This is a genomic window from Amycolatopsis sp. cmx-8-4, assembly GCF_046548675.1.
Lineage (GTDB): Bacteria > Actinomycetota > Actinomycetes > Mycobacteriales > Pseudonocardiaceae > Amycolatopsis.
The window spans coordinates 1-24,494 of sequence record NZ_JAEBDZ010000014.1; the positions used below are offsets into that span (position 1 = coordinate 1).

31 protein-coding genes are annotated in these 24,494 nt (G+C 73.1%); 10 read left to right on the forward strand and 21 right to left on the reverse strand.

Features of this window, described 5'->3' with window-relative positions:
• Positions 1-123: 123 nt before the first annotated feature.
• The 3 genes from ACLJQZ_RS27565 to ACLJQZ_RS27575 form a co-directional block, all read right to left on the reverse strand.
• Entirely contained in the window at positions 124-468 is a 345-nt protein-coding gene (locus ACLJQZ_RS27565) for a hypothetical protein (protein WP_410622775.1), read from the reverse strand.
• A 102-nt stretch (positions 469-570) separates the two neighbouring features.
• Complete coding sequence (locus tag ACLJQZ_RS27570; protein WP_410622776.1) at positions 571-957, reverse strand: DUF4383 domain-containing protein; 387 nt, start codon at positions 955-957, stop codon at positions 571-573.
• Positions 954-1,355, reverse strand: coding sequence for a hypothetical protein (locus ACLJQZ_RS27575; RefSeq protein ID WP_410622777.1), 402 nt, complete (start codon positions 1,353-1,355; stop codon positions 954-956). The genes ACLJQZ_RS27570 and ACLJQZ_RS27575 overlap by 4 nt, the downstream gene beginning before the upstream one ends.
• A gap of 148 nt (positions 1,356-1,503) precedes the next feature.
• On the opposite strand from ACLJQZ_RS27575, the gene ACLJQZ_RS27580 reads away from it, so the two are divergent.
• The gene (locus ACLJQZ_RS27580) at positions 1,504-2,460 is read left to right on the forward strand and encodes an EamA family transporter (RefSeq protein ID WP_410622778.1); all 957 of its coding nucleotides are present in this window, start codon (positions 1,504-1,506) and stop codon (positions 2,458-2,460) included.
• Between the two features lie 13 nt (positions 2,461-2,473).
• On the opposite strand, the gene ACLJQZ_RS27585 is transcribed toward ACLJQZ_RS27580, so the two are convergent.
• Positions 2,474-3,376: an alpha/beta hydrolase gene (locus tag ACLJQZ_RS27585; RefSeq protein WP_410622779.1), complete on the reverse strand. Its 903-nt coding sequence runs from the start codon at positions 3,374-3,376 to the stop codon at positions 2,474-2,476.
• 169 nt (positions 3,377-3,545) lie between these two features.
• Positions 3,546-4,226, reverse strand: coding sequence for a TetR/AcrR family transcriptional regulator (locus ACLJQZ_RS27590; protein WP_410622780.1), 681 nt, complete (start codon positions 4,224-4,226; stop codon positions 3,546-3,548).
• Between the two features lie 69 nt (positions 4,227-4,295).
• Between ACLJQZ_RS27590 and ACLJQZ_RS27595 the strand changes: the two genes are divergently transcribed.
• Complete coding sequence (locus ACLJQZ_RS27595; protein WP_410622781.1) at positions 4,296-5,405, forward strand: FAD-dependent oxidoreductase; 1,110 nt, start codon at positions 4,296-4,298, stop codon at positions 5,403-5,405.
• 15 nt (positions 5,406-5,420) lie between these two features.
• Here the strand turns inward: ACLJQZ_RS27595 and ACLJQZ_RS27600 are convergent, their stop codons facing one another.
• The gene (locus ACLJQZ_RS27600; protein ID WP_410622782.1) at positions 5,421-6,017 is read right to left on the reverse strand and encodes a TetR/AcrR family transcriptional regulator; all 597 of its coding nucleotides are present in this window, start codon (positions 6,015-6,017) and stop codon (positions 5,421-5,423) included.
• A 93-nt stretch (positions 6,018-6,110) separates the two neighbouring features.
• Here ACLJQZ_RS27600 and ACLJQZ_RS27605 point away from each other — a divergent pair, with 93 nt between their 5' ends.
• Genes ACLJQZ_RS27605 through ACLJQZ_RS27615 form a run of 3 tightly spaced genes read left to right on the forward strand, consistent with a single transcriptional unit; the run spans position 6,111 to position 8,375 of the window.
• Entirely contained in the window at positions 6,111-6,860 is a 750-nt protein-coding gene (locus ACLJQZ_RS27605) for an SDR family NAD(P)-dependent oxidoreductase (protein ID WP_410622783.1), read from the forward strand.
• Between the two features lie 44 nt (positions 6,861-6,904).
• Complete coding sequence (locus ACLJQZ_RS27610; protein WP_410622784.1) at positions 6,905-7,354, forward strand: MerR family transcriptional regulator; 450 nt, start codon at positions 6,905-6,907, stop codon at positions 7,352-7,354.
• A gap of 22 nt (positions 7,355-7,376) precedes the next feature.
• Positions 7,377-8,375, forward strand: coding sequence for an NAD-dependent epimerase/dehydratase family protein (locus tag ACLJQZ_RS27615; protein WP_410622785.1), 999 nt, complete (start codon positions 7,377-7,379; stop codon positions 8,373-8,375).
• On the opposite strand, the gene ACLJQZ_RS27620 is transcribed toward ACLJQZ_RS27615, so the two are convergent.
• Both ACLJQZ_RS27620 and ACLJQZ_RS27625 read right to left on the reverse strand, forming a co-directional pair.
• The gene (locus ACLJQZ_RS27620) at positions 8,364-8,507 is read right to left on the reverse strand and encodes a hypothetical protein (protein ID WP_410622786.1); all 144 of its coding nucleotides are present in this window, start codon (positions 8,505-8,507) and stop codon (positions 8,364-8,366) included. The genes ACLJQZ_RS27615 and ACLJQZ_RS27620 overlap by 12 nt on opposite strands.
• Positions 8,508-8,641: 134 nt before the next feature.
• Positions 8,642-9,103 (reverse strand): M15 family metallopeptidase, encoded by a 462-nt coding sequence (locus ACLJQZ_RS27625; protein WP_410622787.1) that lies wholly within the window; start codon positions 9,101-9,103, stop codon positions 8,642-8,644.
• A gap of 87 nt (positions 9,104-9,190) precedes the next feature.
• Here ACLJQZ_RS27625 and ACLJQZ_RS27630 point away from each other — a divergent pair, with 87 nt between their 5' ends.
• Entirely contained in the window at positions 9,191-9,865 is a 675-nt protein-coding gene (locus tag ACLJQZ_RS27630; protein ID WP_410622788.1) for a response regulator transcription factor, read from the forward strand.
• Positions 9,858-10,958 carry a sensor histidine kinase gene (locus tag ACLJQZ_RS27635; protein WP_410622789.1) on the forward strand — a complete coding sequence of 367 codons (1,101 nt, stop codon included), beginning with the start codon at positions 9,858-9,860 and terminating at the stop codon, positions 10,956-10,958. The genes ACLJQZ_RS27630 and ACLJQZ_RS27635 overlap by 8 nt, the downstream gene beginning before the upstream one ends.
• 5 nt (positions 10,959-10,963) lie before the next feature.
• On the opposite strand, the gene ACLJQZ_RS27640 is transcribed toward ACLJQZ_RS27635, so the two are convergent.
• From ACLJQZ_RS27640 to ACLJQZ_RS27655, 4 genes are read right to left on the reverse strand one after another with little or no spacing between them, the layout of a single operon-like run.
• Positions 10,964-12,055 (reverse strand): UDP-N-acetylglucosamine--N-acetylmuramyl-(pentapeptide) pyrophosphoryl-undecaprenol N-acetylglucosamine transferase, encoded by a 1,092-nt coding sequence (locus tag ACLJQZ_RS27640; protein ID WP_410622790.1) that lies wholly within the window; start codon positions 12,053-12,055, stop codon positions 10,964-10,966.
• On the reverse strand, positions 12,036-12,644 hold the full coding sequence (gene vanX, locus ACLJQZ_RS27645) for a D-Ala-D-Ala dipeptidase VanX (protein WP_410622791.1): 609 nt from the start codon (positions 12,642-12,644) through the stop codon (positions 12,036-12,038). The genes ACLJQZ_RS27640 and vanX overlap by 20 nt, the downstream gene beginning before the upstream one ends.
• A complete protein-coding gene (vanA, locus tag ACLJQZ_RS27650; protein WP_410622792.1) occupies positions 12,641-13,672 on the reverse strand; it encodes a D-alanine--(R)-lactate ligase in 1,032 nt (343 codons plus the stop codon). The genes vanX and vanA overlap by 4 nt, the downstream gene beginning before the upstream one ends.
• The gene (locus ACLJQZ_RS27655) at positions 13,669-14,712 is read right to left on the reverse strand and encodes a D-isomer specific 2-hydroxyacid dehydrogenase family protein (protein WP_410622793.1); all 1,044 of its coding nucleotides are present in this window, start codon (positions 14,710-14,712) and stop codon (positions 13,669-13,671) included. Before ACLJQZ_RS27655 ends, vanA begins: the two co-directional genes overlap by 4 nt.
• A 61-nt stretch (positions 14,713-14,773) precedes the next feature.
• Here ACLJQZ_RS27655 and ACLJQZ_RS27660 point away from each other — a divergent pair, with 61 nt between their 5' ends.
• On the forward strand, positions 14,774-14,941 hold the full coding sequence (locus ACLJQZ_RS27660) for a hypothetical protein (protein ID WP_410622794.1): 168 nt from the start codon (positions 14,774-14,776) through the stop codon (positions 14,939-14,941).
• Here the strand turns inward: ACLJQZ_RS27660 and ACLJQZ_RS27665 are convergent.
• Positions 14,938-15,354 carry a nuclear transport factor 2 family protein gene (locus tag ACLJQZ_RS27665; protein WP_410622795.1) on the reverse strand — a complete coding sequence of 139 codons (417 nt, stop codon included), beginning with the start codon at positions 15,352-15,354 and terminating at the stop codon, positions 14,938-14,940. The genes ACLJQZ_RS27660 and ACLJQZ_RS27665 overlap by 4 nt on opposite strands.
• Positions 15,355-15,440: 86 nt before the next feature.
• Between ACLJQZ_RS27665 and ACLJQZ_RS27670 the strand changes: the two genes are divergently transcribed.
• Positions 15,441-16,034, forward strand: coding sequence for a TetR family transcriptional regulator (locus ACLJQZ_RS27670; RefSeq protein ID WP_410622796.1), 594 nt, complete (start codon positions 15,441-15,443; stop codon positions 16,032-16,034).
• On the opposite strand, the gene ACLJQZ_RS27675 is transcribed toward ACLJQZ_RS27670, so the two are convergent.
• The 7 genes from ACLJQZ_RS27675 to ACLJQZ_RS27705 form a co-directional block, all read right to left on the reverse strand.
• Positions 16,020-17,465, reverse strand: a complete 1,446-nt coding sequence (locus ACLJQZ_RS27675; RefSeq protein ID WP_410622797.1) for a sensor histidine kinase — start codon at positions 17,463-17,465, stop codon at positions 16,020-16,022. The genes ACLJQZ_RS27670 and ACLJQZ_RS27675 overlap by 15 nt on opposite strands.
• On the reverse strand, positions 17,462-18,145 hold the full coding sequence (locus ACLJQZ_RS27680; RefSeq protein WP_410622979.1) for a response regulator transcription factor: 684 nt from the start codon (positions 18,143-18,145) through the stop codon (positions 17,462-17,464). The genes ACLJQZ_RS27675 and ACLJQZ_RS27680 overlap by 4 nt, the downstream gene beginning before the upstream one ends.
• Entirely contained in the window at positions 18,142-19,236 is a 1,095-nt protein-coding gene (locus tag ACLJQZ_RS27685) for a streptophobe family protein (RefSeq protein WP_410622798.1), read from the reverse strand. The genes ACLJQZ_RS27680 and ACLJQZ_RS27685 overlap by 4 nt, the downstream gene beginning before the upstream one ends.
• Complete coding sequence (locus tag ACLJQZ_RS27690; protein WP_410622799.1) at positions 19,236-20,030, reverse strand: ABC transporter permease; 795 nt, start codon at positions 20,028-20,030, stop codon at positions 19,236-19,238. Before ACLJQZ_RS27690 ends, ACLJQZ_RS27685 begins: the two co-directional genes overlap by 1 nt.
• Positions 20,027-20,938, reverse strand: coding sequence for an ABC transporter ATP-binding protein (locus tag ACLJQZ_RS27695; RefSeq protein WP_410622800.1), 912 nt, complete (start codon positions 20,936-20,938; stop codon positions 20,027-20,029). The genes ACLJQZ_RS27690 and ACLJQZ_RS27695 overlap by 4 nt, the downstream gene beginning before the upstream one ends.
• Positions 20,939-21,061: 123 nt before the next feature.
• Positions 21,062-22,282: an RNA polymerase sigma factor gene (locus ACLJQZ_RS27700; protein WP_410622801.1), complete on the reverse strand. Its 1,221-nt coding sequence runs from the start codon at positions 22,280-22,282 to the stop codon at positions 21,062-21,064.
• A complete protein-coding gene (locus tag ACLJQZ_RS27705) occupies positions 22,282-22,674 on the reverse strand; it encodes a YciI family protein (RefSeq protein WP_410622802.1) in 393 nt (130 codons plus the stop codon). Before ACLJQZ_RS27705 ends, ACLJQZ_RS27700 begins: the two co-directional genes overlap by 1 nt.
• A 205-nt stretch (positions 22,675-22,879) precedes the next feature.
• On the opposite strand from ACLJQZ_RS27705, the gene ACLJQZ_RS27710 reads away from it, so the two are divergent.
• Positions 22,880-23,785, forward strand: a complete 906-nt coding sequence (locus tag ACLJQZ_RS27710) for an SGNH/GDSL hydrolase family protein (protein WP_410622803.1) — start codon at positions 22,880-22,882, stop codon at positions 23,783-23,785.
• 8 nt (positions 23,786-23,793) lie between these two features.
• Here the strand turns inward: ACLJQZ_RS27710 and ACLJQZ_RS27715 are convergent, their stop codons facing one another.
• Positions 23,794-24,441, reverse strand: a complete 648-nt coding sequence (locus tag ACLJQZ_RS27715; protein ID WP_247051414.1) for a TetR/AcrR family transcriptional regulator — start codon at positions 24,439-24,441, stop codon at positions 23,794-23,796.
• Between the last annotated feature and the right edge of the window lie 53 nt (positions 24,442-24,494).

The window sequence follows — 24,494 nt, forward strand, 5'->3', positions numbered from 1 at the left end:
CATACTGGTGAAGGCCTCGTCGGGTCGTGTTGAGTGTGGTAACCCAATCCAACCTGACGAGGCTCTTCATGTTGTGGAGACATCAACTTCGGCGAGTTACGGACACAACTTCTGGCAACCTGCTTAGCGCGGCGGGTACTGCTGCTGCATCGGCGGGTAGGCGGGCACCGGCGCGGCGGGCCGGGGAAAGCGCTGGCTGCCGATCAGGACGAAGATCGCGCCGCAGATCGCGATCCCGGCGCCGGCGACGGTCAGCGCCAGGTCGCCGGTGATCTCGGCCTGCGTCTCCGGCAGCGACCCGACGCTGTAGTCGCACCGCTGCTCGCTGTTCTGCGCCGAGCAGGTCCAGTCCGACGAACCCGAAGTGGGGTCGTCGGCCAGGTTCAACGCCGCGACCGCGCCGGTCACCAGCAACGCCATCCCGGCCACGAACAACAGCGCCCCGAACACCGCCGAGAGAATCCGCACGAGCCCCGCACCTTCCGTTCCCTGATCGATCGCGGTGATCGTAAGCACCTCCGCTCGGGCGAGGAGGCGACTTCGGGGAATCGGCCCGGATCGTGATCGGTGCTACCCGGTCGCGCGGCCCCGCGTGACGACCCCCGCGGCGAGGACGACCGTGCCGAGGACGACGTGGAACAGGTGGTCGCCCGTCATCAGGTGCAGCGGCCCGACGTGCCACATGCGGTCGGCCGCGCGGTCGCCGAGCACGAGACCGAGCGCGCCGAACACCAGGTACCCGCAGCCGAAGGCGAGGCAGAACACCTTGGCCCCGCCGCGGAATCCGGCGTAGAGGGCGACCAGTCCGGTGACGAAGTGCAGGAGCGTGTGCCAGCGGCTCGGCGTATCCGCCGAAAAGACCACGATCGGGCTGGTCGCGACGAAGAGGACACCGAGGATCCGGCAGGCCCACCGGGCGACGTTCGCGGTGCGGCGGGTCGCGGGCCGGACGATCACGACACGGCCGGCGGGACGGAAGCGAGCTCCCGGCGCCGGAACCCCTGCACGGCGGCGATGATCCCGGCGATCGCGGCGCCCCACAGGCCCACGGCCATGACCGCGGTGCCGGCCGCGAGCCCGGGGTTGCCCACGCCGAAGTTGCGCAGCACCAGTGCGAAGCCGACCCCGGCGATCCACAACGAGATCAGCGTGGCCAGCAGCGGGCTCCACCACCACTTCGCGGTCAGTACGACGAGGGCGCCGAAGACGGCGATGATGATGATCCCGGGCGGGAACGCCGGGAACCTTCCCGGATCGGCGATCCATTGGATCACCAGGCCGATGACGCCGACACCGAGCCCCGCCAGGGCGATCCGGGCGGCGGTGGTGCGGCCGAGCACGTCGAGTCCAGTCATGCGGACAACTCTGTCGGCGCCCGGCGCTCCTGCCATCCGCGCTGACGCGTAACCGCGCCGTACGTTGCCCGACGTAGGCCCGTCATCCTCGGGGCGGCAGAGCGTTAATTATTGTTCCGGGCGCGGGTTCCGGAGGCACACTGCGGGCGTGGCCACAGTGGACGAGATCGCCCCGAGCCGGGCGCGCGCGACCGGGCTGAGCCTGACCTCGTGGGTGCTGTTCGCGAGCTCCGGCCCGGTCGCCAAAGCCGTGATGGCGACGGGCTGGTCGCCGGCCGCGGTGACGGCGGTGCGGATCGGGCTGGCCGCGCTCCTGCTCGTGCCGGTGGTCGGCGTGCTGCGGCCGCGGGCGCTGCGGTTCCGCCGCGGCGACCTGTGGCTGCTGCTCGGGTACGGCGTGCTCTGCGTCGCCGGGGTGCAGCTGTTCTTCTTCGTGGCCGTGGCCCGGGTTCCGGTCGGCGTGGCGATGGTGCTGGTCAACCTGGCGCCCGCGCTGGTCGCGTTGTGGGTGCGGGTGGTGCGGCGCACCCGGCTGCCCGGGCCGGTGTGGCTGGGCATCGGGCTGGCCGTGGCCGGGCTGGCGCTGGTCGCCCAGGTCTGGCAAGGCGCCCGGCTGGATCTGCTGGGTGTCGCGGCTGGTCTCGGCGCGGCGATCTGCTCGGCCGGGTACTTCCTGCTCGGCGAGCACGGCGCGAGCCGGCATGACCCGTTCGGGCTGACGGCGGCCGGGCTGGCGATCGGCGCGGTCGTGGTGGTCGCGGTCAGCCCGCCGTGGACGCTGCCCGCGGGTCTGCTCGCCGCCCCGGCGGACCTGGGCGGCCTGCGGGTGCCGGTATGGCTCGCGCTGGTGGCGCTGGCCGTGGCCGGCACCGTGCTGCCCTACCTGGCCGGCCTGCAGTCGCTGCGCGCGCTGCCCTCGGCCGTCGCGAGCGTGCTGGCGCTGGTGGAACCGCTGGTCGCCGCCGCGCTGGCGTGGCTGCTGCTCGGTCAGGCGCTCGGCCCCGCCCAGCTGGCCGGAGCGGTCATCCTGCTCGCCGGCGCGGTGCTGGTCCAGGTGACCGGCCCGAAACCGCTGCCGGCGGCCGCCGACGTCGTCCGGACCTGAGCCGGGCCGCGGCTCAGCGCACGTGCTTGCCCAGGAACGCGGCGATCTCGCGAGTGGCTTCGGCCGCCTCGGGCGTGCCCGCCATGATCGGGTAGACGTGGGGCAGTCCCTCGCCGACCGTCAGCGTGACGTCGACGCCCGCGGCCGCCGCCGCTTCCGCCAGCCGCTCGGAGTCGCTCAGCAGCACCTCGGCCGTGCCCGCCTGCACCAGCAACGGCGGCCACCCCGTGAAGTCGCCGAACAACGGCGAGGCCAGGGGTGCGCGTGGGTCGGCCTCGCCGAGGTAGCCCGCGGCGATCCCGCGGATCATCCCCGGCGTGAAGATCGGGTCCTCGTCCGCGCGCTCGGCCATCGAAGCCCCGGACGCCGTCAGGTCGATGGCGGGGGAGAGCACCACCGCGGCCGCGGGCAGGTCCTGGCCGGCGTCGCGCAGGGACAGCAGCAACGTCAGGCTGAGCGCACCGCCGGCCGAATCGCCGGCGAGCGCCACCGAACCGGCGGGCACGCCCTGCGCGCGCACCCAGTGCCACACCGCTCGCGCGTCTTCGACCCCGGCGGGGAACGGGTGCTCCGGCACCAGCCGGTACTCCGGGAAGAGCACGCGCATCCCGGTGGCCCGGCCGAGCCGCGCGGCGAGTTCGCCGTGGCTGCGCAGGGAACCCAGCGAGAACCCGCCACCGTGGAGGAAGAGCAGGATCCGCCCGGCATCGGCGCCCGGCGCCGACAACCAGTGCGCGGGAACGCCGCCGGCGTCCACCGCCGTGACGGTCACGTCGTCCGGGATCGCCTCGGGCGGCCGTCCGGCCGGGGCGAAGCCGGCACGGAGGTCGTCCAAAGCGGGCGGGGCCTGGCCCGCGCGGGCCTGCTTCCGCAGCCGCAGCTCGTCGATCACGGCCTGCATCTCGGGGCTCGGCATGCTGACGTCTCCCGCGGTCTCGATGGTCCCGATCCTGCCACAACGGCCCGCGTCCACACCGCTCGAAGCGCTGAAGCGCCAAGGTGATCCGCTCGCGGACGCCGTCGTCGCCGACCTGGTGCCGACGGGCGCGGTGAACGAGGTGCCGCGGCCGGCCCGGCGCCGCGCGTCACTTCGCGATGCGGGCCTCGATGCCGTCGAGCAGGAAGTCGAGCCCCATCCGGAACGTCTGGTCGGCGTCCAGGTGGGCGGCGTCGCGCACCACCGTGGCCAGGGCCGGGTGCCGGCCGTCGGCGAAGGTGCGGACCAGGTATGGCCCGAGCGCGGCCTGCCAGCGTTTCTCGTCCATCCCGGTGGCTCGTTCGGCCCGTCGGGCGACGATCTCGCGGCGCACCGCGCCGGCCACGTACGCGTTGACCGCGGCGGCCGTCGGCATCACGGCGTCCAGGCCGACGGCGCCCAGCGCGGCCACCACCGTCTCGCCGTTGGCCAGCGCGTTCGGGCCGAGCTGCGGCCGGCCGCCCAGCAGGTCGGCGAACCACTCGTGCTCGTGGACTACCCGGCGGACGGCTTCGGCGTGCGACCGGAGCACCTCCCGCCAGCCGTCGCCGGCCGGCCGGATCTCGGCGTAGACGGCGTCGACCATCAGGTCGAGCAGCTCCTCCTTGCTCGCGATGTAGCCGTACAGCCGCATCGGGCCGACGTCCAGCTTCGCGGCGACCTTGCGCAGCGACACCGCGTCCAGGCCGTCCGCGTCGGCCAGCCCGATCGCCGCGCGCACGATCCGCTCCCGGCTCAACGGGGCGAGCACCGGTCGATCCGGCGGTTCCGGCCGTTCCCACACCAACATGCCGGAGACGATACATCGCATGGTGAGATACGCTGTATCTGTCAATACACTGTATCGAAGGGGGACCCGATGACCATCGCCATCGTCGGAGCCGGTCTTGGTGGCCTGGCTCTCGCCCGGGTGCTGCATGTGCACGGCATCGACGCCGTCGTCTACGAACGCGAGCCGTCACGCGACGCGCGCGGCCAGGGCGGCATGCTCGACATCCACTCCGGTCAGCGGGCGCTGCACGAGGCCGGCCTGATCGACGGGTTCCACGCGATCGCCCGCGGGGAAGGCCAGGACATGCGCCTTCTCCAGCCGGACGGCACCCTGCTGCTCCAGGAGGACACGCCCGACGACGCGCCGCTGCTGCGCCCCGAGGTCGACCGCGCCGACCTGCGCGACCTGTTCCTGGATGCCCTCCCGGAAGGCGTGGTGCGCTGGGGGCACGCGTTCGAGTCCGCCGGCAACGGCGTGCTGCGCTTCACCGACGGCCGCAGTGCGACGTACGACCTGCTGGTCGGCGCGGACGGCGCGCAGTCGCGGGTCCGCGCGCTGCTGACCGACGCCCGCCCGGCGCACATCGGCCAGAACATCGTCGAGGTCGGCATCCCCGACATCGACCGCACGCACCCCGGCCTCGCGGCGATGGTCGGGCGCGGCAACTACTGGGTGTTCGGCGACGGGCTCTCCCTGGCGGCGCAACGCAACGGCGACGGGCGGGTCCGCATCGGCCTCAGCTTCTACAACACCGGCGAGGACTGGATCGCGACCTGCGGGATCCCGTTCGACGACCCGGCCGCCGCCCGGGCGCGGCTGATCGACCTGCTCGCCGGCTGGGACCCGCGGATCACCGCGCTGATCGCGGCCTGCGACGACACGGTCGTGGCGCGCGCGATCACCACGCTCCCGGCCGGCCTGACCTGGCCGCCGGCGCCGGACGTCACGCTGATCGGCGACGCCGCGCACCTGATGCCGCCGGTGGGGGAGGGGGCGAACATGGCGCTGCTCGACGGCGCCCTGCTCGGCCTCGCGCTGGCGGCGCACCCGGACGACTTTCCGGCCGCCGTCGGAGAATACGAACGCGAGATGTACGAGCGCACCAGTGCGGCCGCCCGGATGTCCGCGGGCATGCAGGAGCTGCTGATGTCGCCGGACGCGGCCCAGCGGCTGCTCGCGTTCTTCCAGCCCGGCTGACGGAAACGGCGCCGGTCAGGCGGGCGGCCAGTTGCGCAGGGCGACGTCGGCCACCTGCTGCAGCTCGTCGTGGCCGGCGCCGCCCGCGGCTTGGACGGCGATGCCGTTCGCCACCGTCATGACGTACCGGGCTAGCAGCTCCGGATCGGCGTCCGGGGGCAGGTCGCCGTCGTCGACGGCCCGCCGGAACCGGTCGCGCAGGTGCACGCGGCCCCGGTCGCGCCAGGCGGTGAGGAGGTCGCGGGCCGTCCGCCCGGCCTCGCCGGCGGCCAGTGAGCCCTGGACGCTCAGGCAGCCGGCCGGGTCGCCGGGGTGGGTGCTCGTCGCGACCGAGCCGGCCAGGAACGTCGTGGCCACCTCCCGGGCGGTCGGCTGCCGCAGCGCGCGGGCCACGTACGCGGCCGGGCCCTGCTCGTAGCGTTCGAGGACCTTGCGGAACAGGTCTTCTTTGTTGCCGAAGGCCGCGTACATGCTCGTTTTCGTGATGCCCATGGCGCCGGTCAGGTCGGCCAGGCTCGCGCCTTCGTAGCCCTGCTCCCAGAAGACGGCCATGGCCCGCCCGAGGGCCGCGTCGGCGTCGAACCCCCGCGGTCGTCCGATCGGTGCCTTCATGGTGCCGATCATACCTCTTCGGTACCGGTCGGTTCGGAAGTGCTACGGTCGAGATCTGTACCGATCGGTGCTTAAATCTGTGGAGGTCCGGACATGGGCAAGCTGGCAGGCAAGACGGCGGTCGTCACCGGCGGCGGCACGCGGGGGATCGGCCGGGCCACGGCCGCGCGGCTGGCCGCCGAAGGAGCGCACGTGTTCATCACCGGCCGGCGCGAGACCGAGCTGGCCGAAGCCGTCGAGGTCATCGGCTCGGGGGTCACCGCGGTGCCGGGCGACATCACCGACCCGGCCGACCTGGACCGGCTCTACGACGCGGTCCGCGAGCGCGGTCGGGGCCTGGACGTGCTGTTCGCCAACGCGGCCACCGCCGCGTTCGCGACGCTCGAACAGGTCACCGCGGCGGAGTACGACCGGATCTTCGACGTCAACGTCAAGGGCACGCTGCTCACCGTGCAGAAAGCGCTGCCGCTGCTCAACGACGGCGCCTCGGTGATCCTGAACGCCTCCACGGCCGCCGACAACGGCACCCCGGCCTTCGGGTTGTACGCGGCGTCGAAGGCCGCCGTCCGGTCGTTCGCGCGGACCTGGGCCCACGAGCTGGTGGGCCGGGGCATCCGCGTCAACGCCGTCTCGCCGGGGCCGATCGACACCAACGGAATCACCGAACTGGTCGGCGCGGAGAACGCGGACGACTTCAAGGCGAAGCTGGGCGGCGACATCGCGATCGGCCGGATGGGCCGCCCGGAGGAAGCGGCCGCGGCGGTGGCGTTCCTCGCCTCCGCGGACAGCAGCTTCGTGATCGGCAGCAACCTCTACGTCGACGGCGGCGAGAACCAGATCTGAGCCGCGCTTGACTTCAAGCACTTGAGGTTCTGCAAGCTGGTCCCATGGCAGCACGAGTCGCGGGTGAACAAGTCCGGCTGACGATCCTGGAGGCGTCGCGGCGCAGCGGGCTGAGCGAGCCCACTCTGCGCTATTACGAGCAAATCGGGCTGATCGGCCCGGTGCCGCGGGACCCGAGCAGCGGGCACCGCCGGTACGACGCGGCGGCCATGGACGTCCTCGACTCGCTGGGCTGCCTGCGTTCGGCGGGCCTGCGGGTCGAGGACCTGCGGCGGTACCTGGACCTGCTGGCCCGCGGCGACGCGGCGGCCGCCGAGCAGCGTGAGCTGTTCGACCACCACGCCGATCGGCTGGAAGCCGAGATCGAGCGGCTGACGCTGCGGCTGGAGTACCTGCGCCTGAAGGCGCGGCTGTGGGACGCCCGCGACCGGGGCGACACCGCCGCGGCGCAGGGCCTGATCCCGCGGCTCGTGGGCCTGATCGAACGTTTCTGACCTCACCGCGAAGGACACCCGAATGAACGACGACATCCGGCCGGCCGACACGCTCGTGCTGGTCACCGGCGGCACCGGCCACCTCGGCGGCCACAGCATCACGCGGCTGCTGGCCGCGGGCTACCGCGTCCGCACGACCGTGCGTGATCCCGGCCGCGCGGCCGGCTCCGACGCACTCGCCGCGTCGGAGGTGGTGCAGGCCGATCTCGGTGCCGACGACGGCTGGGCGGCGGCGACCGACGGTGTCGACTACGTGCTGCACGTGGCGTCGCCGTTCCCGCCCGGCGCGCCGGAGGACGACGACGAGGTGATCCGCCCGGCCCGCGACGGCGCCGTGCGGGTCCTCGCCGCCGCCCGGGAGGCCGGCGTCCGGCGGGTGGTGCTGACGTCGTCGTTCGCCGCGGTCGGCTACAGCGCCGAGCCCCGCGAGGAGTACACCGAGGCTGACTGGACCGACCCTGCCGATCCGAACAGCGCCTACGTCCGGTCGAAGGTCATCGCCGAACGCGCGGCCTGGGACCAGGTCCGGTCGGCGGGCGGCCCGGAACTGGCCGTGATCAACCCGACGGGCATCTTCGGCCCGGTCTCCGGCGGGCGCCTGTCGTCGTCGGTCGGGCTGGTGCGGGCGGTGCTGGACGGCGCCATGCCAGTGGTGCCGCCGTTGTCGTTCGGCGTCGTCGACGTCCGCGACGTCGCCGACCTGCACGTCCGGGCGATGATCCACCCTCAGGCCGCAGGTGAGCGCTTCCTCGCCACGGCGGGCGCGTCGATCAGCTTCCTGGACCTGGCCCGCATGGTCGGCGGGCCTGGACTGTCCACTGTGGAGCTGACCGCCGAGCAGGTGCGGGCGGCCGCCGAAACCGACCCCGCCATGCGGGAAGCGGCGGCCCGCCTGGGCCGGGTCCCGGTCATCCGCACCGCGAAGGCCCGGACCGTGCTGGGCTGGCGGCCCCGCCCGGTCGAGGAGACCGTGGCCGACACCGTCCGCAGTCTCAGGGCCGCTCCGGCGTTACGCGGGTAAGCCGAGCAGCCGGGCCGCGGTACCACCGAGAATGGCCGTCTCGACGTCGGCGTCCTGCACGGTTTCGCCGATGTAGGTGACGTTCTCGCGCAGCTCGTCGCCGAGCGAGTAGGGCGAGTCGGAGCCGAGCACCAGCGTCTCGACGGCGCACTGCAGCTTTGCGTTGCGACTGAGGTGTGTTCCGGCCTGCTCGGCGCGCCAGCTTTGCTCTCGATCGGCTTCGCCGCCGACATGAGCCCTGGAAGATCGACACGGGCACGTGCTGATCACCGCCGCATCCTCGGGTCGTGCGACGGGTCGGGGTACATCGGCGGGCAGCCGTTTTCGACGGCTTCCGGGCGTAGTTCGTAGTGCCAGGGTTCGTTGCGGTAGATCTGGCACAGCCCGTAGCCCGCGCCGTGCTCGGACAGCCACCTCCTGGCTTCGGCGGGGCCGATGTCGACCGCGTCTCCCGACACGTGGGCGGACGTCGCCGGTGTGGCGACCCAGCGGGCGGCTTCCTGTTCCGAGCCGTACTTCGCGACCGCCTCCCGGCGCAGCCGTTCCTGGTACTCCGGGGAACGCCAGCCGCCGTTGACGACGAACTCGATGCCGGCTTCCTTCGCGGCTCGGCGCAGGGCGCCGCGCAGCGCGGGATCGAGGTTGGCCACGGCCGGGACGTCGTCGTCGAAGACCGTCACCGGGGCGGGGACCGCGCCGTGCGCCCGGGCTTGTTCGCTGGTGGACATGCCTTCAGCCAAGGCAAGACGGTGTTGCCGGCCCGTACGGCGTTTTCGATAGGCCGGCGATAGACGCCGGCTCGTAGCATCGGGCTCATGCGTGTGCTGATCGTCGAGGACGAGCCCTACATGGCCGTGGCCATCCGCGACGGGCTGCGGCTGGAGGCGATCGCCGCTGACATCGCCGGTGACGGCGACACCGCGCTGGAGCTGCTGGGCGTCAACTCCTACGACATCGCCGTCCTCGACCGCGACATCCCCGGGCCCTCCGGCGACGAGATCGCCGAGAGCATCGTCGCCTCCGGCAGCGGCATGCCGATCCTCATGCTCACCGCCGCGGACCGGATCGACGACAAGGCGTCCGGGTTCGAGCTCGGCGCCGACGACTACCTCACCAAGCCGTTCGACCTGCGCGAGCTCGTCCTGCGGCTGCGGGCGCTCGACCGCCGGCGCGCGCACGCCCGGCCGCCGGTGCGCGAGATCGCGGGCCTGCGGCTGGACCCCTTCCGCCGCGAGGTCTACCGCGACGACCGGTACGTCGCGCTCACCCGGAAGCAGTTCGCCGTGCTCGAGGTGCTCGTCGCGGCCGAAGGCGGGGTCGTCAGCGCCGAAGACCTGCTGGAACGGGCGTGGGACGAGAACGCCGACCCCTTCACCAACGCCGTCCGCATCACCGTCTCGGCCCTGCGCAAACGCCTCGGCGAACCCTGGATCATCGCCACCGTGGCCGGTGTCGGCTACCGCATCGACGCGGGAGGGGACCGTGGCTAGGCAGCCGGGGCTGAGCGTCCGGGTCAAGCTCACCCTCAGCTACGCCGGGGTCATCCTGCTCGCCGGTGCCCTGCTGCTCGCGGTCGTGTGGGTGTTCCTGCTGCGGTACGTCCCCGAGGTGATCGAGCCGCCGCCCGGCATGCTCGGGGCGATGGCCGTGCCCGACCGGGCCGACCTGCTGGCCGCGTTCGCGCCGAAGGCCGCCGTCGCGTTGCTGTTCCTGCTGGTCTTCGGCCTCCTGGGCGGCTGGCTCCTCGCCGGCAGCATGCTCGCGCCATTGACCCGCATCACCAACGCCACCCGCCTGGCCACGAACGGCTCGCTGTCCCACCGGGTCCAGCTGGAAGGCCGGGAAGACGAGTTCCGCGAGCTCGCCGACGCCTTCGACACCATGCTCGCGCGGCTCGAAGCGCACGACGCCGAGCAGCAGCGGTTCGCGGCCAACGCGTCCCACGAGCTGCGCACCCCGCTGGCGATCACGCAGACGCTTCTCGACGTGGCGCGCAAGGACCCGGACCGCGACGCCGGTGAGCTCGTCGAGCGCCTCCACTTCGTCAACACCCGGGCGATCGACCTCACCGAAGCGCTGCTCATGCTCAGCCGCGCCAACCGGCGGTCCTTCAGCCGCGAGCACGTCGACCTGTCGCTCGCCGCGGAAGAGGCCGCGGAAACGCTGCTGCCGCTCGCGGAGAAGCACGGCGTCACCATCGAGACCGCCGGCGACCTGGCCCGCACGACCGGCTCGCACGCGCTCCTGCTGCAGCTGACGACGAACCTGGTGCACAACGCGATCGTCCACAACGTGCCGGACCGGGGCACCGTGTCGGTCACGACCGGGGTCCGCCGCGGAACCGTCGTGCTCACCGTCGAGAACACCGGCGAGCAGCTCACCCCGCAGGTGCTCTCGACGCTGGCCGAACCGTTCCAGCGCGGCACTTCGCGCGTCCGCGGCGAGCACACCGGCGTCGGCCTCGGCCTGGCCATCGTCAAGAGCATCACCCAGGCCCACGATGGCAGCCTCACCCTCACCGCCCGTCCCGGCGGCGGGCTCCGCGTCACGGTGCAGGTCCCCGCCGCGGCACCCGGTGGATGACGGCGTCACCCGGCGATCGTCGTGAGCACGTACCGGGCCAGGGTGTCGCCCGCGTCGGGGGTGCCGGCCGCCGACGCGCGGGCCGACATCGCCGCGATCCGCGCGGGGTCGGTGAGCACCGGGATCAGCGTGGACTCGATCCAGGCCGGACGGAGGCCGGCGTCGTCGACGAGCAACGCCCCGCCGGCCGCGACGACCGGTCCGGCGTTCAGGCCCTGCTCACCGCCGCGCAGCGGCAGCGGGACGAACGCGGCGGGCAGGCCGGCCGCGGCCAGTTCGGCGCACGTCATCGCCCCCGAACGGCACAGCACGAAGTCGGCCGCGGCGTAGGCGTACCGCATCTCGTCGACGTAGGGGAGGACCACGTACGGCGGCTCGCCGGCCGGCACCTCGACCGCGTGGCGCGGCCCGGTGATGTGCAGGACCTGGACGCCGGCCGCCCGCAACGCCGGGGCCGCGCCGGCCGCCGCGGTGTTGAGCGTGCGGGCGCCCTGCGAACCGCCGGTGACCAGCAGCACCGGCCCGTCGGGGCGCAGGCCGAACCGCTGCCGGGCGGCGTCGCGCAGCGCGGGCCGGTCGAGCCCGGCGATCGCCCGCCGCAGCGGGATCCCGATGGCCGTCGCGTGGGCCAGCCGGACGCCCGGCGCGGCGGTGAACACGTGGGTCGTCAGCCGGGCGGCCAGCCGGTTGGCCACGCCGGGCCGGGTGTTCGCCTCGTGGACGACGATCGGCAGGCCCCGCCGGCGGGCGGCGAGGTAGGCCGCCATCGCGACGTAGCCGCCGAAGCCGACGACGACGTCGGCCCGGACGCGGTCGAGCACCGCCCCGGCCGCCCGCACCGAGCCGCGCAGCCGGGCCGGCGTCCGCACCAGATCCCGGTTCAGCTCGCGCGGCAGCGGCGCCGGCGGGATGAGCTCGAGCGGGTAACCGCGGGCCGGGATGAGCGTGGTGTCCAGGCCGCGGACCGTGCCCAGGGCGGTGATCCCGGCCGTGGGCTCCAGGCGGCGCAGTGCGTCGGCGAAGTTCAGCATCGGCTCGATGTGCCCGGCCGAATGACCGCCGGCGACGACGATCCGGCTAGGCGATGGGGAAGTCAAAGTACCGGTCCGGATGAGGTTCGTCCTTCAGCGTGTAGTGCCACCACTCGGACTCGTACGCGGTGAACCCGCAGGACTCCATGACGGACCGGAGGTGACGGCGGTTGGCCGCGTCGGCCGGCGTGACGCCCGGTGCGTCGTGGTGCGAGAGCACGTCCATCAGGTCGTGGCCGCCGCCCATCGCCGCGAGCTCGCCGGTGGCCAGGTGGTAGAGCGTCAGGTCGACGGTGCTGCCCCGGCTGTGGCCCGACTTGGCGGCCACGTAGCCCTTCGCGAACATCTCGGCCCGGCCGATGTTGGGGTGGTGGCGCGCCTTGGCCCGGCCGTCCTCCGGCTGGGCCGCCCAGCGCCGGAAGCAGTCCACGGCGCGTTGCGGGCGGTAACCGTCCCAGAGCAGCAGGCCGAAGCCGAGGGTCCCGGCCTTCTCCTGCGCGCTCTCCAGCGCCGCGCACAACGCCGTGGTGCCGACGATCCGGTTCGCCAGGTAGCCGTCCACGGGCTTGCCGGTGAAGTTGTCCCAGGTGGCGTACTTGGCGTCCCAGCGGATCCCGGGCACGTGCTCGTCCACGAAGACGAAATCGCCGTTCACCGGTCTTTCCCCGTCAGGGCCAGCGACACGACCCGGTCGAGCACCTCGGCGAGCGGCAACCCGGCGGCCGCCATCATCCTCGGGTACCGGCTGTAGGAGGTCAGGCCGGGCAGGGTGTTGACCTCGTTGAGGACCACGGTTCCGTCGTCGGTCAGGAACATGTCCACTCGCGACAGTCCGTTGCAGCCCAGGGCGCGGTAGATGGCCTTCGCCGTCTCCTGGACGAGCGCGCGCGTTTCCGCCGGGATGTCGGCGGGCACGGTGATCGTCGAGTTCTCGGAACCGCTTTCGGGCTCGCTCTCCTGGTGGATGCGGAAGAACCCGTGGGACAGCGAGATCCGGTCCACCTCGCCGACGGTCAGCTCGCCGTCGTTCCCCAGGACCGCGCAGCCGACCTCGCTGCCGGCGACGGCCTCCTCGATCAGCACCTTCGAGTCGTACTGCCGCGCGGTCTCCACCGCGGCCGGCAGGTCGTCCGGGCCGGACACCTTGCCGACGCCGAAGGACGACCCCGACCGGGCCGGCTTCACGAAGACGGGATAGGTGAGCCGGCCGGGGTCGGGCTGCTCGTTCGGCGGGACGACCCGGAAGCCCGGCGTCGCGATGCCGGCGGCCCCGGCGACGACGTAGGCGAGCGACTTGTCCATGCACAGCGCGGAACCGGCGACGTCACAGCCGACGTACGGGATGCCGGACAGTTCCAGCAGGCCCTGCAGCGCGCCGTCTTCGCCGTGCTTCCCGTGCAGCACGGGCAGCACGAGGTCCAGGCCGATCGTCCGGTGGTGGCCGTCTTCCAGGATGAGCAGCCCGCCGACGCTCCGGTCCGGCGACAGCACGGCCGGGCGGCAGTCGCCGTGCTCCCAGTCCGGGCCCGGGCCGTCGCAGAGCCGCCATTCGCCGGCCTTCGTGATCCCGATCCAGAACGGTTCGTACTTCGTGGTGTCGAGGTGCTTCGCGACCTCCTGCGCGGATTTGACGGAGACGAGGTGTTCTTCGGAGATACCCCCGAAGATGATTCCGGTCTTCATATCCAGTGCTGCTTTCTGCTGGCGAAGTTGAGGCAGTTGACCAGGGAGTTTTCGACGGTGTCGCGCAGGGCGTGGTCCGTGTAGTAGGCGGTGTGCGGGCTGATGACGACGTTCGGCAGGTCCCGCAGCCGCGTCAGCACACCGCTTTCGACGGGCTTGTCCCGGTGGTCTTCGTAGAAGATCCCGTCTTCGCCTTCGAGGACGTCCAATGCGGCACCGCCCAGTCCGCCGCGTTCCAGCGCCGCGACGAGGGCCTCGGTGTCGAGCAGCGCACCACGCCCGGTGTTGACGACGTACGCGCCGCGTTTCATCCGCTCGATGCGCTCACGGCCGAGGAGGTGACGGGTGTCGGCGGTGAGCGGGGTGTGCAGGGTGACGATGTCGCTGCGGCGCACCAAGTCGTCGAGCGGAACGTAGTCGGCCGGGGTCTCGTGGCGGGTGTCGTAGGCCAGCACCTGGCTGCCGAAACCCCGCAGCCGGGCCATGACCGCCGCGCCGATGCGTCCCGTGCCGATGATCCCGACGGTCAGGTCGCGTAGTTCCTTCCCGCGGGTTTCGTTCAGCCGGTAGTCGTGGACGTCCGCGCGCCGGATGGTCGATCGGGCGCCCCGCACCGCCATCAACATCAGCATCAGCGTGTAGTCGGCGACGCTGTCGGGGGAGTAGGAGACGGTCTCGACGGTGATGCCGACGCTCTGCGCGTAGGTCCCGTCGAGGTGGTTGCAGCCGATGCTTCTCGTGGAGAGGTACCGCACGCCGGCCCGGCTGAGTGCGAGCAGGGTGTCGTCGGTGATCCGGGCTTTGTGGCCCACGCTGACGCACCGGTTCCCGGACGCCAGGCCGGCAGTGGCTTCGGAGACGGCGTCTTCGGTGACGGTCAGGGTGACGCCGAAACGCGCCGCCAGCTCCCGGAACAGGACGGCCTCGTCCGGCTCGCACCCGTAGACCGTGATCCCCGTGCCCGGAACGGCGGCGAACGACCACGGCGCCCCCGGCCGGGTGCGGCGGCCGGCGGTGCGTGCCGGTTCGCTGTAGGTCATGCGCCCAGTCAACGCACAGCGCTGTTGCCGGCACGTATGCGGGAATCGATACGCCGGCGATATGCCGGGCTCAGGACCCGCTTTCCCGCAGCAGCCGGACCTTCGCCCAGGTCCCGTCGTCGAGCAGCTGCACGCGGACGACATCGCCGAGGCGGTCGCCTACATCGTCACCGGCCCGCGCCGCCGGGCGGTGGCCGGTGACGATGTGCGCCCCGCGGACCAGGTCTAGGCGCCGGCCGCGCCGGCCAGGGTTTCGGCCAGTACCAACGGGTTGAGGTAGTCGCGGTAGGAGACGACCAGGCCGTCCCGGACCCGGATCACCGCGATGATGGTCTGGTGCAGGGGTGCGCCGGTCGGGACGACGGTGCCGTGGACGTCGTACTCGACGATCACCACCTCCGGGTCCTTGGTCTCGTGGATCACCGTGTTGCGGTACTCCTCGAACCTGACGAGGCCGTTGGCCTGGGTCGTCAGGAACTCCCGGATTCGTTCGCGTCCTTCCAGGTGGTCCGGGACGCCGGGCGGGTGGTACGGCCATTCGATGCGGCCGTCCGGGGCGATCAGGCCGACGAAGGTTTCGGTGTCCATGGCGAGGCCCGCGCGCAGGACCTGCTCGACGACTTCGCGTGACGTGGCGGTCATGGGTGCTCCCAGTTCGTTGAACGCTCGTTGATTGAACGACTGTAGAACGAACTGGCCCGCCGGGTCAACGGCCGTAGAATGACCGCGTGACCGAACCGAGCGCCCGTCCGACCCGGGCGGAGCAACGCCGCCAGAGCGAGGAGCGCATCCTCGCCGCGGCCCGCCGGATCTTCGCCGAGCTGGGCTACGACCGGACCACGATCCGGGCCGTCGCGGCGGCCGCCGGGGTCGACGGTGGGCTGGTCATGCACTACTTCGGCAGCAAGGACCTGCTCTTCGCCCGCGCCTCCGAGATCCCCGCGGACGAGCTGCCCGGCGGCACGGCGGACGAGGTGGCCGAAGCGCTGCTCACGTCCCTGGGCCGGCGCCTGACCGACGAGCCGACGGCGTCCCTGGCGGTACTGCGCTCGATGCTCACGAACGCCGACGCCGCCGATCGCTACCGGGCCGCCGGGGAGCCGCAGCTCAACCAGCTCACCGAGGCGATCCCGACGCCGGACGCCGACCTGCGCGCGAGCCTGCTCAGCGCGATCGTCCACGGCGTAATCGCCGAGCGGTACCTGCTGCGCCTCACGCACCTCGCGGACGCGTCACCCGAGCAGATCGTCGACCTGCTGCGGCCGTGCTTCCAGAGCCTGGCCACGCCCCCGCCGGAGAAGCCGCATTCACTCGGACCGTGACAGCGTGAGCCGGAAGCACGCTCCTTCGCCCAGTGCGGTGTCCAGCTCGACGTCGCCGCCGTGGGCCCGGGCGAGGGAACGCGCGATGGCCAGGCCGAGCCCGGCGTCGGCGCCACCCGAGCGGGTCCGGGCCCGGTCGGCGCGGTAGAAGCGGTCGAAGACGCGGCCCGCCTGGGCGGTGCTCAGGCCCGGGCCCCGGTCCGCCACTTCGAGCACCGCCCGGCCGTCGACCGTCCCGACGCCGATGCGGACCGGCGTGCCCGGCGGGGTGTGGGCGGCGGCGTTGCCGACGAGGTTGGTGACGACCTGCCGCAACCGCGCCTCGTCGGCGTGCACCGGTGCGGGGCCGGGTAAGCCCGCGCCGCCCGGCCCGGTGAGCTCGACCGGCCGGGACGGGTCGAGGGCGCGCAGGTCGTGCCGGGCGTCGCCGGCGAGGGTGCGCAGGTCCATCGGCGCCCGGTCGAGCTGTCCTTCGGGCGCTTCGTCGAGCTGGGCGAGCAGCAGCAGGTCCTCGGTGAGGGCGGTGAGCCGGGTGGCGTCGCGGTCGATGCGGCGCATCACCTCGTCGACGTCGGCCCGCTCGGGCAGCGCCCCCATCCGGTAGAGCTCGGTGGAGCCCTTGATGCCGAACAGCGGCGTCCGCAGCTCGTGGCTGACGTCCGAGACGAAGTCGCGCATCCGGGCCTCGGACGCGGACCGGTCGGCGAAGGCCCGTTCGAGCTGGCCGAGCATGGTGTTGAGCGACGCCGCGAGGTGCCCGATCTCCGTCCCGGGCGACGCGAGGACGGGGACGCGCCGGGTGAGGTCGCCCTCGGCGATCGCGGCCGCCGTGTGCTCGATCCGGCGCAGCGGCCGCAGGCCCCGGCCGAGGGCGAACCAGCCGACCGCGGTCAGCAGGACGAGCAGCACGGCCCCGCCGACCAGGCTGCTCGACCGGAGCTGGGCGATCGTGGCGTCGGCCTCGGTGCGCGGCGCGGCCGCGAGCACCGTCCCGGCCCAGCCGACGGTCGGCCGGGCGACGGCGCGCCAGCGTCCCGAGCCGTCGGCGGCTGGCAGGTCCACCGCGGACCCGTCGGCGGGGATCGTGCGCAGCGCGCCGGGGGCGGGCAGCCCGGCGGTGTCGAGCCGGGAGGAGTGGATGCCGCCCGCCACCGAGCCGTCGGCGTTCAGGTAGACCAGGTACGGCGTGCCGAACAGGTCGAGGGCGGGGTCGAGGAGTTCGGGGCGGGCGCTCGTGTTCTGCAGCCCCGGCGGCCCGGCGGCCGGCACCCGGGAGATCAGCTCGGTCAGCGACCGCAGCTGGCCGTCGAGGCGGTCGAGCTGGTAGCGCTCGACGTGGTCGGAGACGACCGCGCCGATCAGCGCGAGCCCGGCCAGCAGCAGGCCCGCGGTGAGCAGCAACAGCCTGGCCCGCAACGAAAGCCGCTTCACCGCCGGGGCTCCCGCAGCACGTAACCCACGCCGTGCACGGTGTGGATCAGCTTGGGCTCCTCGGTGTCGACTTTCCGGCGCAGGTAGGAGATGTAGGTGTCGACGATGCTGGCGTCGCCGCCGAAGTCGTAGCGCCACACCCGGTCGAGGATCTGCGCCTTCGACACCACGCGCCCGGCGTTCTCCATCAGGTAGCGCAGCAGCCGGAACTCGGTGGCGGAGACGCGGACGGGCCGCCCGTCCCGTGTCACCTGGTGCCCTTCGGCGTCGAGCGCGAGCGTGCCCACAGTCAGCACACCGGCCTGCCGGCCGGTGGTCCGGCGGAGGATCGCGCGGATCCGCGCGATCAGCTCCGCCAGGTCGAACGGTTTCGTCACGTAGTCGTCGGCGCCGAGGGACAGGCCGGTGACCTTGTCGGCCTGGCGGTCGCGCGCGGTGAGGAACAGGACGGGGACCGAGGCGTGCCGCTCGCGCAGCCGCCGGACGACCTCGAAGCCGTCCATGTCCGGCAGCATGACGTCGAGCAGCACCAGGTCCGGCGGCTGCGCGGTGGCCGCGGCGACGGCTTCGCCCGCCGTCGCCGCGGAGGTCACCTCGAAGCCGGCGAACCGCAGCGCGGCGGAGAGCAGCTCGCGGACGGTGGCTTCGTCGTCGACCACCAGCAGCCGCCCGGGCGTCATCGCTTCCATGCCCGCGAGGATACGGAGATCGCGCCGGCGAGCAGGCCGCTCGCGAACCCCGCCGCCGCGCCGGCCGCCAAGGCGAGCAGGGGATCGGCCGACAGCCGCGCGTCGAGGACCGGGATCGACAGCCCGAACGCCGTGACGTCGAGGTCGACGGACACCCGGGACAGCAGCGTCACGACCGCCAGCACGACACCCGTCACCACGGCGAACACCCCGGCGCGGCGCAGCGAGCCGCCGGGGCCGGACCGCGTGGCGACGACGACGGCGCAGGCCGTCAGCACCACCACCGGCACCCAGATCCACGCGCCACCGGGCTCGATCCCGTTGAGGGCGCAGGAAAGCACACCGTCGGACGTCAGGGTCCACGGCACGCCGAGCCCGAGCAGGAGAACGCCGGACACCACCTGCGGCAGGACGAGCAGGACGGCCCCGGCCGCCGCCGCGCCACCGAACGCTCCCGCGACGAGTACGCCGCAGGCGATGAACACTCCGAATATCGTTGCGGCCCAACGCAATCCCGGCACGGCGGCCGGGAACCGCGCCACGAGCGCACCGGCCCCGACGGCCACGAGCGCCCAGGCCGCCGCGGCCACCAGCGTCGGCAGGACGGCCGCGGAGAACCCGGCGTCGACCGCGCCGCCGAACCGCGCGATCGCTCCCGTGCCGGGCCCGCAGGCAGACCCGCCGCCCGAGCCACCCGGCAGCCGCAGCGTCAGGTTTCCCTGTGCCAGCAACGAGATCGCGGCCAGTCCCGCCACAACGGCGACGGCCGCCGTCGCGGCGCGGACGGCCAGCCCGTCCCGGCCGTGCCGCAGCACCAGCGTGCCGAGCACCACCGCGCCCGCCAGGGAGACGCCCAGCGGCATGACGTCGACGGCGCCGTGCACGGCGATCGGCAGCGCGCCGGCCGGGGTCGCGACGACGTCCGCCGAGCCGCCGACGGCCAGGGCGACGACCGTCGCCGTCAGCGCCGTGAGGTCGCCGAACCGGCCGGCGCCGAGCAGCAGCAGAGCGGCCAGCGCGACACCGGCCATCACGAGCAGGGCGGCCGCCGCCGCGCCCAGGCCCCGGCGGACGTCGCGCATCAGACGTCCCGGCGCCGGAAGACCGCGAACGCGACGGCCAGCACGGCGGCGACGCCGAGGCACAGCCCGCCCAGGTTCAGCCACGGGTGCGGGAACCCGGGATCGGGCACCGTCTTGAGGACCTCGGCCGCGCCCAGCGTCGGCCAGTAGCGGAAGAGGCCTTGGAGCCACCCGGGGAACGCCCCCGCGATCCCGGGGATCAGGAAGACGATGCCCACGAGCGTGGCGAACGCGCCGGCCGTGGCCCGTGCGAGCACGCCGAGACCGACCGCGAGCAGCGCGATCGCCGTCAGGTAGACGCCGCCGCCCGTCACGGCGGAGAGCACGCCGGGATCGCCGAGGCTCGCGTCCGGCGCGTCCTGCAGGGCGAAAACCGCCTGTCCGACGAAGAAAGCGGCGAACATCAGTGCCTGCCCGGCCACCGCGGCGACGGCCGCGGCCACCACGACCTTGGCCGCCAGCGTCCGGTGCCGGCGCGGCGTCGCGATGAGCGACGTCTGCATCAGCCCGGTCGCGAACTCCGCGGTGACGATCAGGATGCCGAGCACCCCGAGGACCAGCTGGGCGACGACGTACGACATCAGGCTGCGCCCGGCCGGGTCCCACGCCTGCTGGTCCGCGAGCGTCGCGCTCGCGTAGCCCTTCCCGGCGGCGTTCGCGGTGAGGGCGGTGATGCCGAGCCCGACCACGAACAGGCACGCCAGCGTGAACCAGGTGGAGCGCAGGCTTCGGAGCTTGACCCATTCCGCGTGCACGGCGTGGCCGAAGGTCGTCTTCGTGGCGAGCGCGCTCATCCGGTGACTCCCTGGTACTCGACGCTGTCCTTGGTCAGTTCCATGAAGGCGTCCTCCAGCGAGGCGCGCTGCGGGGTGAGCTCGCTGAGCGCGGCGCCGTGGTAGGCGGCGAGCTTGCCGATCTCCGCGCTGGTCAGGCCGGAGACGACGAGCGAGGACTCGAGCCCGTCCCGCACGGTGGCCCCGGCGGCGGTGAGCCGGTGCGCGAAACCCGGATCGGGCGTGCGGACGAGCACGGTTCCCGCGCCGCCCGCGCGCATCAGCTCGCCGACCCCGGTGTCGGCGATGAGCCGGCCGCGGCCGATGACGACCAGGTGGTCGGCGGTCTGCGCCATCTCGCTCATGAGGTGGCTGGACACCAGCACCGCCCGCCCGTCGCGGGCCAGCGATCGCATGAAGTCCCGGATCCAGCGGATCCCCTCGGGGTCGAGGCCGTTGACCGGCTCGTCGAAGATCAGCACCCGCGGGTCGCCGAGCAGGGCCGCGGCGATGCCGAGCCGCTGTCGCATGCCGAGGGAGAACCCGCCGGCCCGCTTGCCGGCGACGTCCGCCAGCCCGGTCCGCGCGAGCACCTCGCCGACCCGGCGGCGGGAGAGACCGTTGCTGACGGCGAGGGCCAGCAGGTGGTCGTGGGCCGTCCGGCCGCCGTGGACGGCACCGGCGTCGAGCAGCGCGCCCACCTCGGTGAGCGGCGCGGGGAGGTCGGCGTAGCGGCGGCCGCCGATGGTGGCCGAGCCCCGGGTCGGCGCCGCCAGGCCCAGGATCATCTTCATGGTCGTGGACTTGCCGGCGCCGTTGGGGCCGAGGAAACCCGTCACCTGCCCGGGTTCGACGGTGAACGAGAGGTCGTCCACCACGGTGTCGGGCCCGTACCGCTTGGTCAGGCCCCGTACGTCGATCGTGGTCATGCGGCGAGCGTGCCCGGCCGGTCCGGTGAGTTCCTGTGTGCTTCTGGGAGAACTCTGTGAATCCGCCGCTCACGGCCCGGCCGGGACGGCCCGGTCACGAGGAATCGCAACTTTCCGCCCGGGTCAGCCCAGCGCGGCCGCCTTGCCCAGCAGCACCGAGCGTTCCCGCTCGTTGGTGCACAGCCGGGCCGCCAGCTCCAGCTCGGCGCGCGCCTCCGGCCGCCGGCCGAGCCGGGTCAGCAGCTCGCCGCGCACGGTCGGGACCAGGTGCGAACCCGGGAGCCGGTCGGTGACGACCAGCTCGTCCACGATGGCCAGACCCTCCGCCGGACCCGACGCCATGGCCACGGCGACGGCCCGGTTGAGCTCGACCACCGGCGAGGGCGCGACCCGGCTCAGCGCTTCGTAGAGCAGCACGATCCGGTCCCAGTCCGTCTCCGCCACCGACGGCGCCGACGCGTGGACGGCGGCGATCGCGGCCTGCAGGCCGTAGGGGCCGAGCCCGCGCGGTGCCGCCTGGGCCAGCGCGGCCAGCCCGCGGCGGATCGCCGAGAAGTCCCACCGCCGCCGGTCCTGGTCCTCGAGCAGGATCGGCGTGCCGTCCGGGGCGGTCCGGGCCGGGAAGCGCGCGGCCGTCAGCTCGAACAACGCGAGCAGGCCGTCCACCTCCGGCTCGTCCGGCTGCAGCGCGGCCAGCGTGCGGGCCAGCCGGATCGCCTCGTACGCGACGCCGGGGCGCACCAGCCGGTCATCCGAGGTGGCCGTCGACCCCTCGGAGAAGATCACGTAGAGGACGCTGAGCACGCCGCCCAGCCGGTGCTTGCGTTCGCCGGCCGGCGGCAGCTCGAACGGCACCCCGGCCGCCGCGATCGTCTTCTTGCCGCGGGTGATGCGGGCCTGCACGGTCGGCACGGACACCAGGAACGCGCGGGCGATCTCCTCGCTGGACAGGCCGCCGACCACACGCAGGGTCAGCGCCACCCGGGCCTCGGGGGAGAGCACCGGGTGGCAGCTGATGAACATCAGCTTCAGGACGTCGTCGTCGATCCGGTCGGGGTCGTCCTCGGAAACCTCGGCCACCTCGTCCTCGGTCGCGAGCAGGGCGTAGCGGTCCCGCAGGGCGGCCCGGCGGCGGATCGTGTCGATGGCCCGCCGCCGGGCCGTGGCCATCAGCCAGCCGACCGGGCTGGCCGGCGCGGCCTGGGGCCAGGACACCAGCGCCTCGGCCACCGCCTCCTGGGCGGCGTCCTCGGCGAGCCCGAAGTCGCCGGTGAACCGGGTCAGCGCGGCCACGATCCGCGCCGACTCGATCCGCCACACGGCCTCGACATCGGCCGGTCCCATCAGTCGCGACCGGTGCTCTCGACCCCGGCCTGACCCGGGACCTCGTCGTCGCCGGCGACCCGGCGGACCTCGATCTTCGACCCGGCCACCGCCGGCATCCGCGTGGCCCACTCGATGGCTTCCTCCTGGGAGGAGACGTCGAGCAGGAAGTAGCCGCCGAACAGTTCCCTGGTCTCCCCGTAGGGCCCGTCGGTGACCACCGGCTTCTCGCCGCCGAAGCCGACCACGACACCCCGGGCCGGGTCGTCGAGTCCTTCGGCCGCGAGCAGCACCCCGGCCTTGAGCAGGTCTTCGATGTACGCCCGGGTCGCGGCCATCTCCCGGTCGATGTCGGCCATCATGGCCGCGTTGGACTCGTCGGTGCCCCGCATGATCAGCATGTACTTCGACATCGTGTGCTCCTCGTTCCGGTCAGGCCGCCTGCCGGCCTCACGCCCCCTGGTCGAACGGGCGACCCGGGAATCGACACGGCCCCGGAGAAATCTTCCCCGGGCACCGTCGATCCCGCCGCGGAGCTCCCGGGTCAGACCGGCTTGACGAAAACATGAACGTGATTCACAGTTATCTTCGCTCCGACTCCGAGGTAACGAGGTGCCCATGAAGGTGTCCCGGATCGTCCTCGCCGCCGCGCTGGCGGTGGCCACGGTGACCGGCGCGGGGGTGGCGAGCGCCGCGCCGGCTCCGGCGTTCCGCCACTACGTCGCGCTGGGCGACTCCTACACCGCCGGGCCGCTGATCCCGTGGCAGTCGGCGAGCTGGTGCTTCCGGTCGAACAACAACTACCCGTCGTGGCTGGCCACCCGGCTCGGCATCTACGCCACGCCGGGCGCGTTCACCGACGTGAGCTGCTCCTCGGCGGACACGACGAACATGACGCGGCAGCAGACCGTGCCCAGCGAGGACGCGCCGATCACCTACGAACACCCGCAGTTCGACGCCCTGACCCCGGACACCGACCTGGTGACCATCGGGATCGGCGGCAACGACGCCAGTGTCTTCGGGTCGATGATCTACACCTGCCCCGGCCTGCGTGCCGCCGACCCGACCGGCTCGCCGTGCCGGGAGCACTTCACCGTCAACGGCGTCGAGACCCTCACCGCGGCGATCGCCGGCACCGAACGGAACCTGGAGAAGGTCGTCAAGGGGGCCCGCGTGCTGTCGCCCGGCGCCAAGATCGTCCTGGTCGGCTACCCGCGGCTGGTCCCGCCGAGCGGGTACTGCCCGGACCAGATCCCCTTCGCCGACGGCGACTACCGCTGGTTCGACGGCGTCGAGCGCACCCTCAACGCCGCCCTGGCCAAGGCCGCGAAGAAGACCGGTGTGACCTACGTCGACACCTACGGCCCGTCGCTGGGCCACGACGCGTGCGCGGGCAGCGCCGCCTGGGTCAACGGCCAGTACACGAACCTGGTCAAAGCCGTCGCCTACCACCCGGTCCTGGCCGGGATGCAGGCCGAGGCCGGCTTGATCTACCAAGCGCTGGACAGCGGGCTCAAGCGGTGACCGGAGTGCTACCGGAAGCGGGGGCTGGTGACGATCTCGTCGACGTAGAGCCGATCGAGGCGCTTGGCCTCGTCCAAAGTGTCCTGATCGCCGTGGGGGTCGATCCGGAACGCCAGCTGCAGCAAGGCGTCCGCCACCCGGACGGCGGCCCGGCAGGCGAGCGCGAGCGGTGGTCCGTCGACGACGTCGGAGCGCGCCAGCAGGATCCGCCGGATGCTCTCGGCCAGCAGGTCGTTGTTCGCGTCGTCGGCGCGCAGCAGCTCGGGGCTGAGGTGGCGGCCCGTCCAGATCGCGACGTATCCCGGGTTCTGCCGGTACCGCTCGACGAACCGGTCGAAGACGATGTCGACCAGGTCCGCCAGCGGCGCGCGGGACGCCGCTTCGACCGCCTCGGCCATGGTCTCGCCGAAGCTGTCCATGTAGTGCTGCGCCAGCGCCGACAACACCGCGGCCTTGTCCTCGAAGAACTGGTAGACCGTGCCGGTCGGCACGCCGGCGCCGTCGGCGATCCGGCGGATGGTCAGCGCCTCGACGCCTTCGCCGGCCAGGATCCGGTCGGCCGCGGCGACGATCGCCCGCACCCGCGCGCGGCTGCGGGCCTGCTGGGGTTCCTTGCGCAGCCCCTTGAGGGCGCGGTCCGGTCCTGGCTCGGTCACCAGCGCACAGTACCGTCCGGAGCGAGGCGGGCGACCGCGCAGCCACCGGGAGG

Bases quoted from the DNA above. Each gene is read 5' to 3' on its own strand.
- ACLJQZ_RS27575 (WP_410622777.1), bottom strand. From the start codon at position 1,355: ATGACTGGACTCGACGTGCTCGGCCGCACCACCGCCGCCCGGATCGCC.
- ACLJQZ_RS27585 (WP_410622779.1), bottom strand. From the start codon at position 3,376: ATGCCGAGCCCCGAGATGCAGGCCGTGATCGACGAGCTGCGGCTGCGG.
- ACLJQZ_RS27590 (WP_410622780.1), bottom strand. From the start codon at position 4,226: ATGTTGGTGTGGGAACGGCCGGAACCGCCGGATCGACCGGTGCTCGCC.
- ACLJQZ_RS27595 (WP_410622781.1), top strand. From the start codon at position 4,296: ATGACCATCGCCATCGTCGGAGCCGGTCTTGGTGGCCTGGCTCTCGCC.
- ACLJQZ_RS27600 (WP_410622782.1), bottom strand. From the start codon at position 6,017: ATGAAGGCACCGATCGGACGACCGCGGGGGTTCGACGCCGACGCGGCC.
- ACLJQZ_RS27605 (WP_410622783.1), top strand. From the start codon at position 6,111: ATGGGCAAGCTGGCAGGCAAGACGGCGGTCGTCACCGGCGGCGGCACG.
- ACLJQZ_RS27610 (WP_410622784.1), top strand. From the start codon at position 6,905: ATGGCAGCACGAGTCGCGGGTGAACAAGTCCGGCTGACGATCCTGGAG.
- ACLJQZ_RS27615 (WP_410622785.1), top strand. From the start codon at position 7,377: ATGAACGACGACATCCGGCCGGCCGACACGCTCGTGCTGGTCACCGGC.
- ACLJQZ_RS27625 (WP_410622787.1), bottom strand. From the start codon at position 9,103: ATGTCCACCAGCGAACAAGCCCGGGCGCACGGCGCGGTCCCCGCCCCG.
- ACLJQZ_RS27630 (WP_410622788.1), top strand. From the start codon at position 9,191: ATGCGTGTGCTGATCGTCGAGGACGAGCCCTACATGGCCGTGGCCATC.
- vanA (WP_410622792.1), bottom strand. From the start codon at position 13,672: ATGAAGACCGGAATCATCTTCGGGGGTATCTCCGAAGAACACCTCGTC.
- ACLJQZ_RS27655 (WP_410622793.1), bottom strand. From the start codon at position 14,712: ATGACCTACAGCGAACCGGCACGCACCGCCGGCCGCCGCACCCGGCCG.
- ACLJQZ_RS27660 (WP_410622794.1), top strand. From the start codon at position 14,774: ATGCCGGGCTCAGGACCCGCTTTCCCGCAGCAGCCGGACCTTCGCCCA.
- ACLJQZ_RS27665 (WP_410622795.1), bottom strand. From the start codon at position 15,354: ATGACCGCCACGTCACGCGAAGTCGTCGAGCAGGTCCTGCGCGCGGGC.
- ACLJQZ_RS27680 (WP_410622979.1), bottom strand. From the start codon at position 18,145: ATGACGCCCGGGCGGCTGCTGGTGGTCGACGACGAAGCCACCGTCCGC.
- ACLJQZ_RS27685 (WP_410622798.1), bottom strand. From the start codon at position 19,236: ATGCGCGACGTCCGCCGGGGCCTGGGCGCGGCGGCGGCCGCCCTGCTC.
- ACLJQZ_RS27690 (WP_410622799.1), bottom strand. From the start codon at position 20,030: ATGAGCGCGCTCGCCACGAAGACGACCTTCGGCCACGCCGTGCACGCG.
- ACLJQZ_RS27695 (WP_410622800.1), bottom strand. From the start codon at position 20,938: ATGACCACGATCGACGTACGGGGCCTGACCAAGCGGTACGGGCCCGAC.
- ACLJQZ_RS27700 (WP_410622801.1), bottom strand. From the start codon at position 22,282: ATGGGACCGGCCGATGTCGAGGCCGTGTGGCGGATCGAGTCGGCGCGG.
- ACLJQZ_RS27705 (WP_410622802.1), bottom strand. From the start codon at position 22,674: ATGTCGAAGTACATGCTGATCATGCGGGGCACCGACGAGTCCAACGCG.
- ACLJQZ_RS27710 (WP_410622803.1), top strand. From the start codon at position 22,880: ATGAAGGTGTCCCGGATCGTCCTCGCCGCCGCGCTGGCGGTGGCCACG.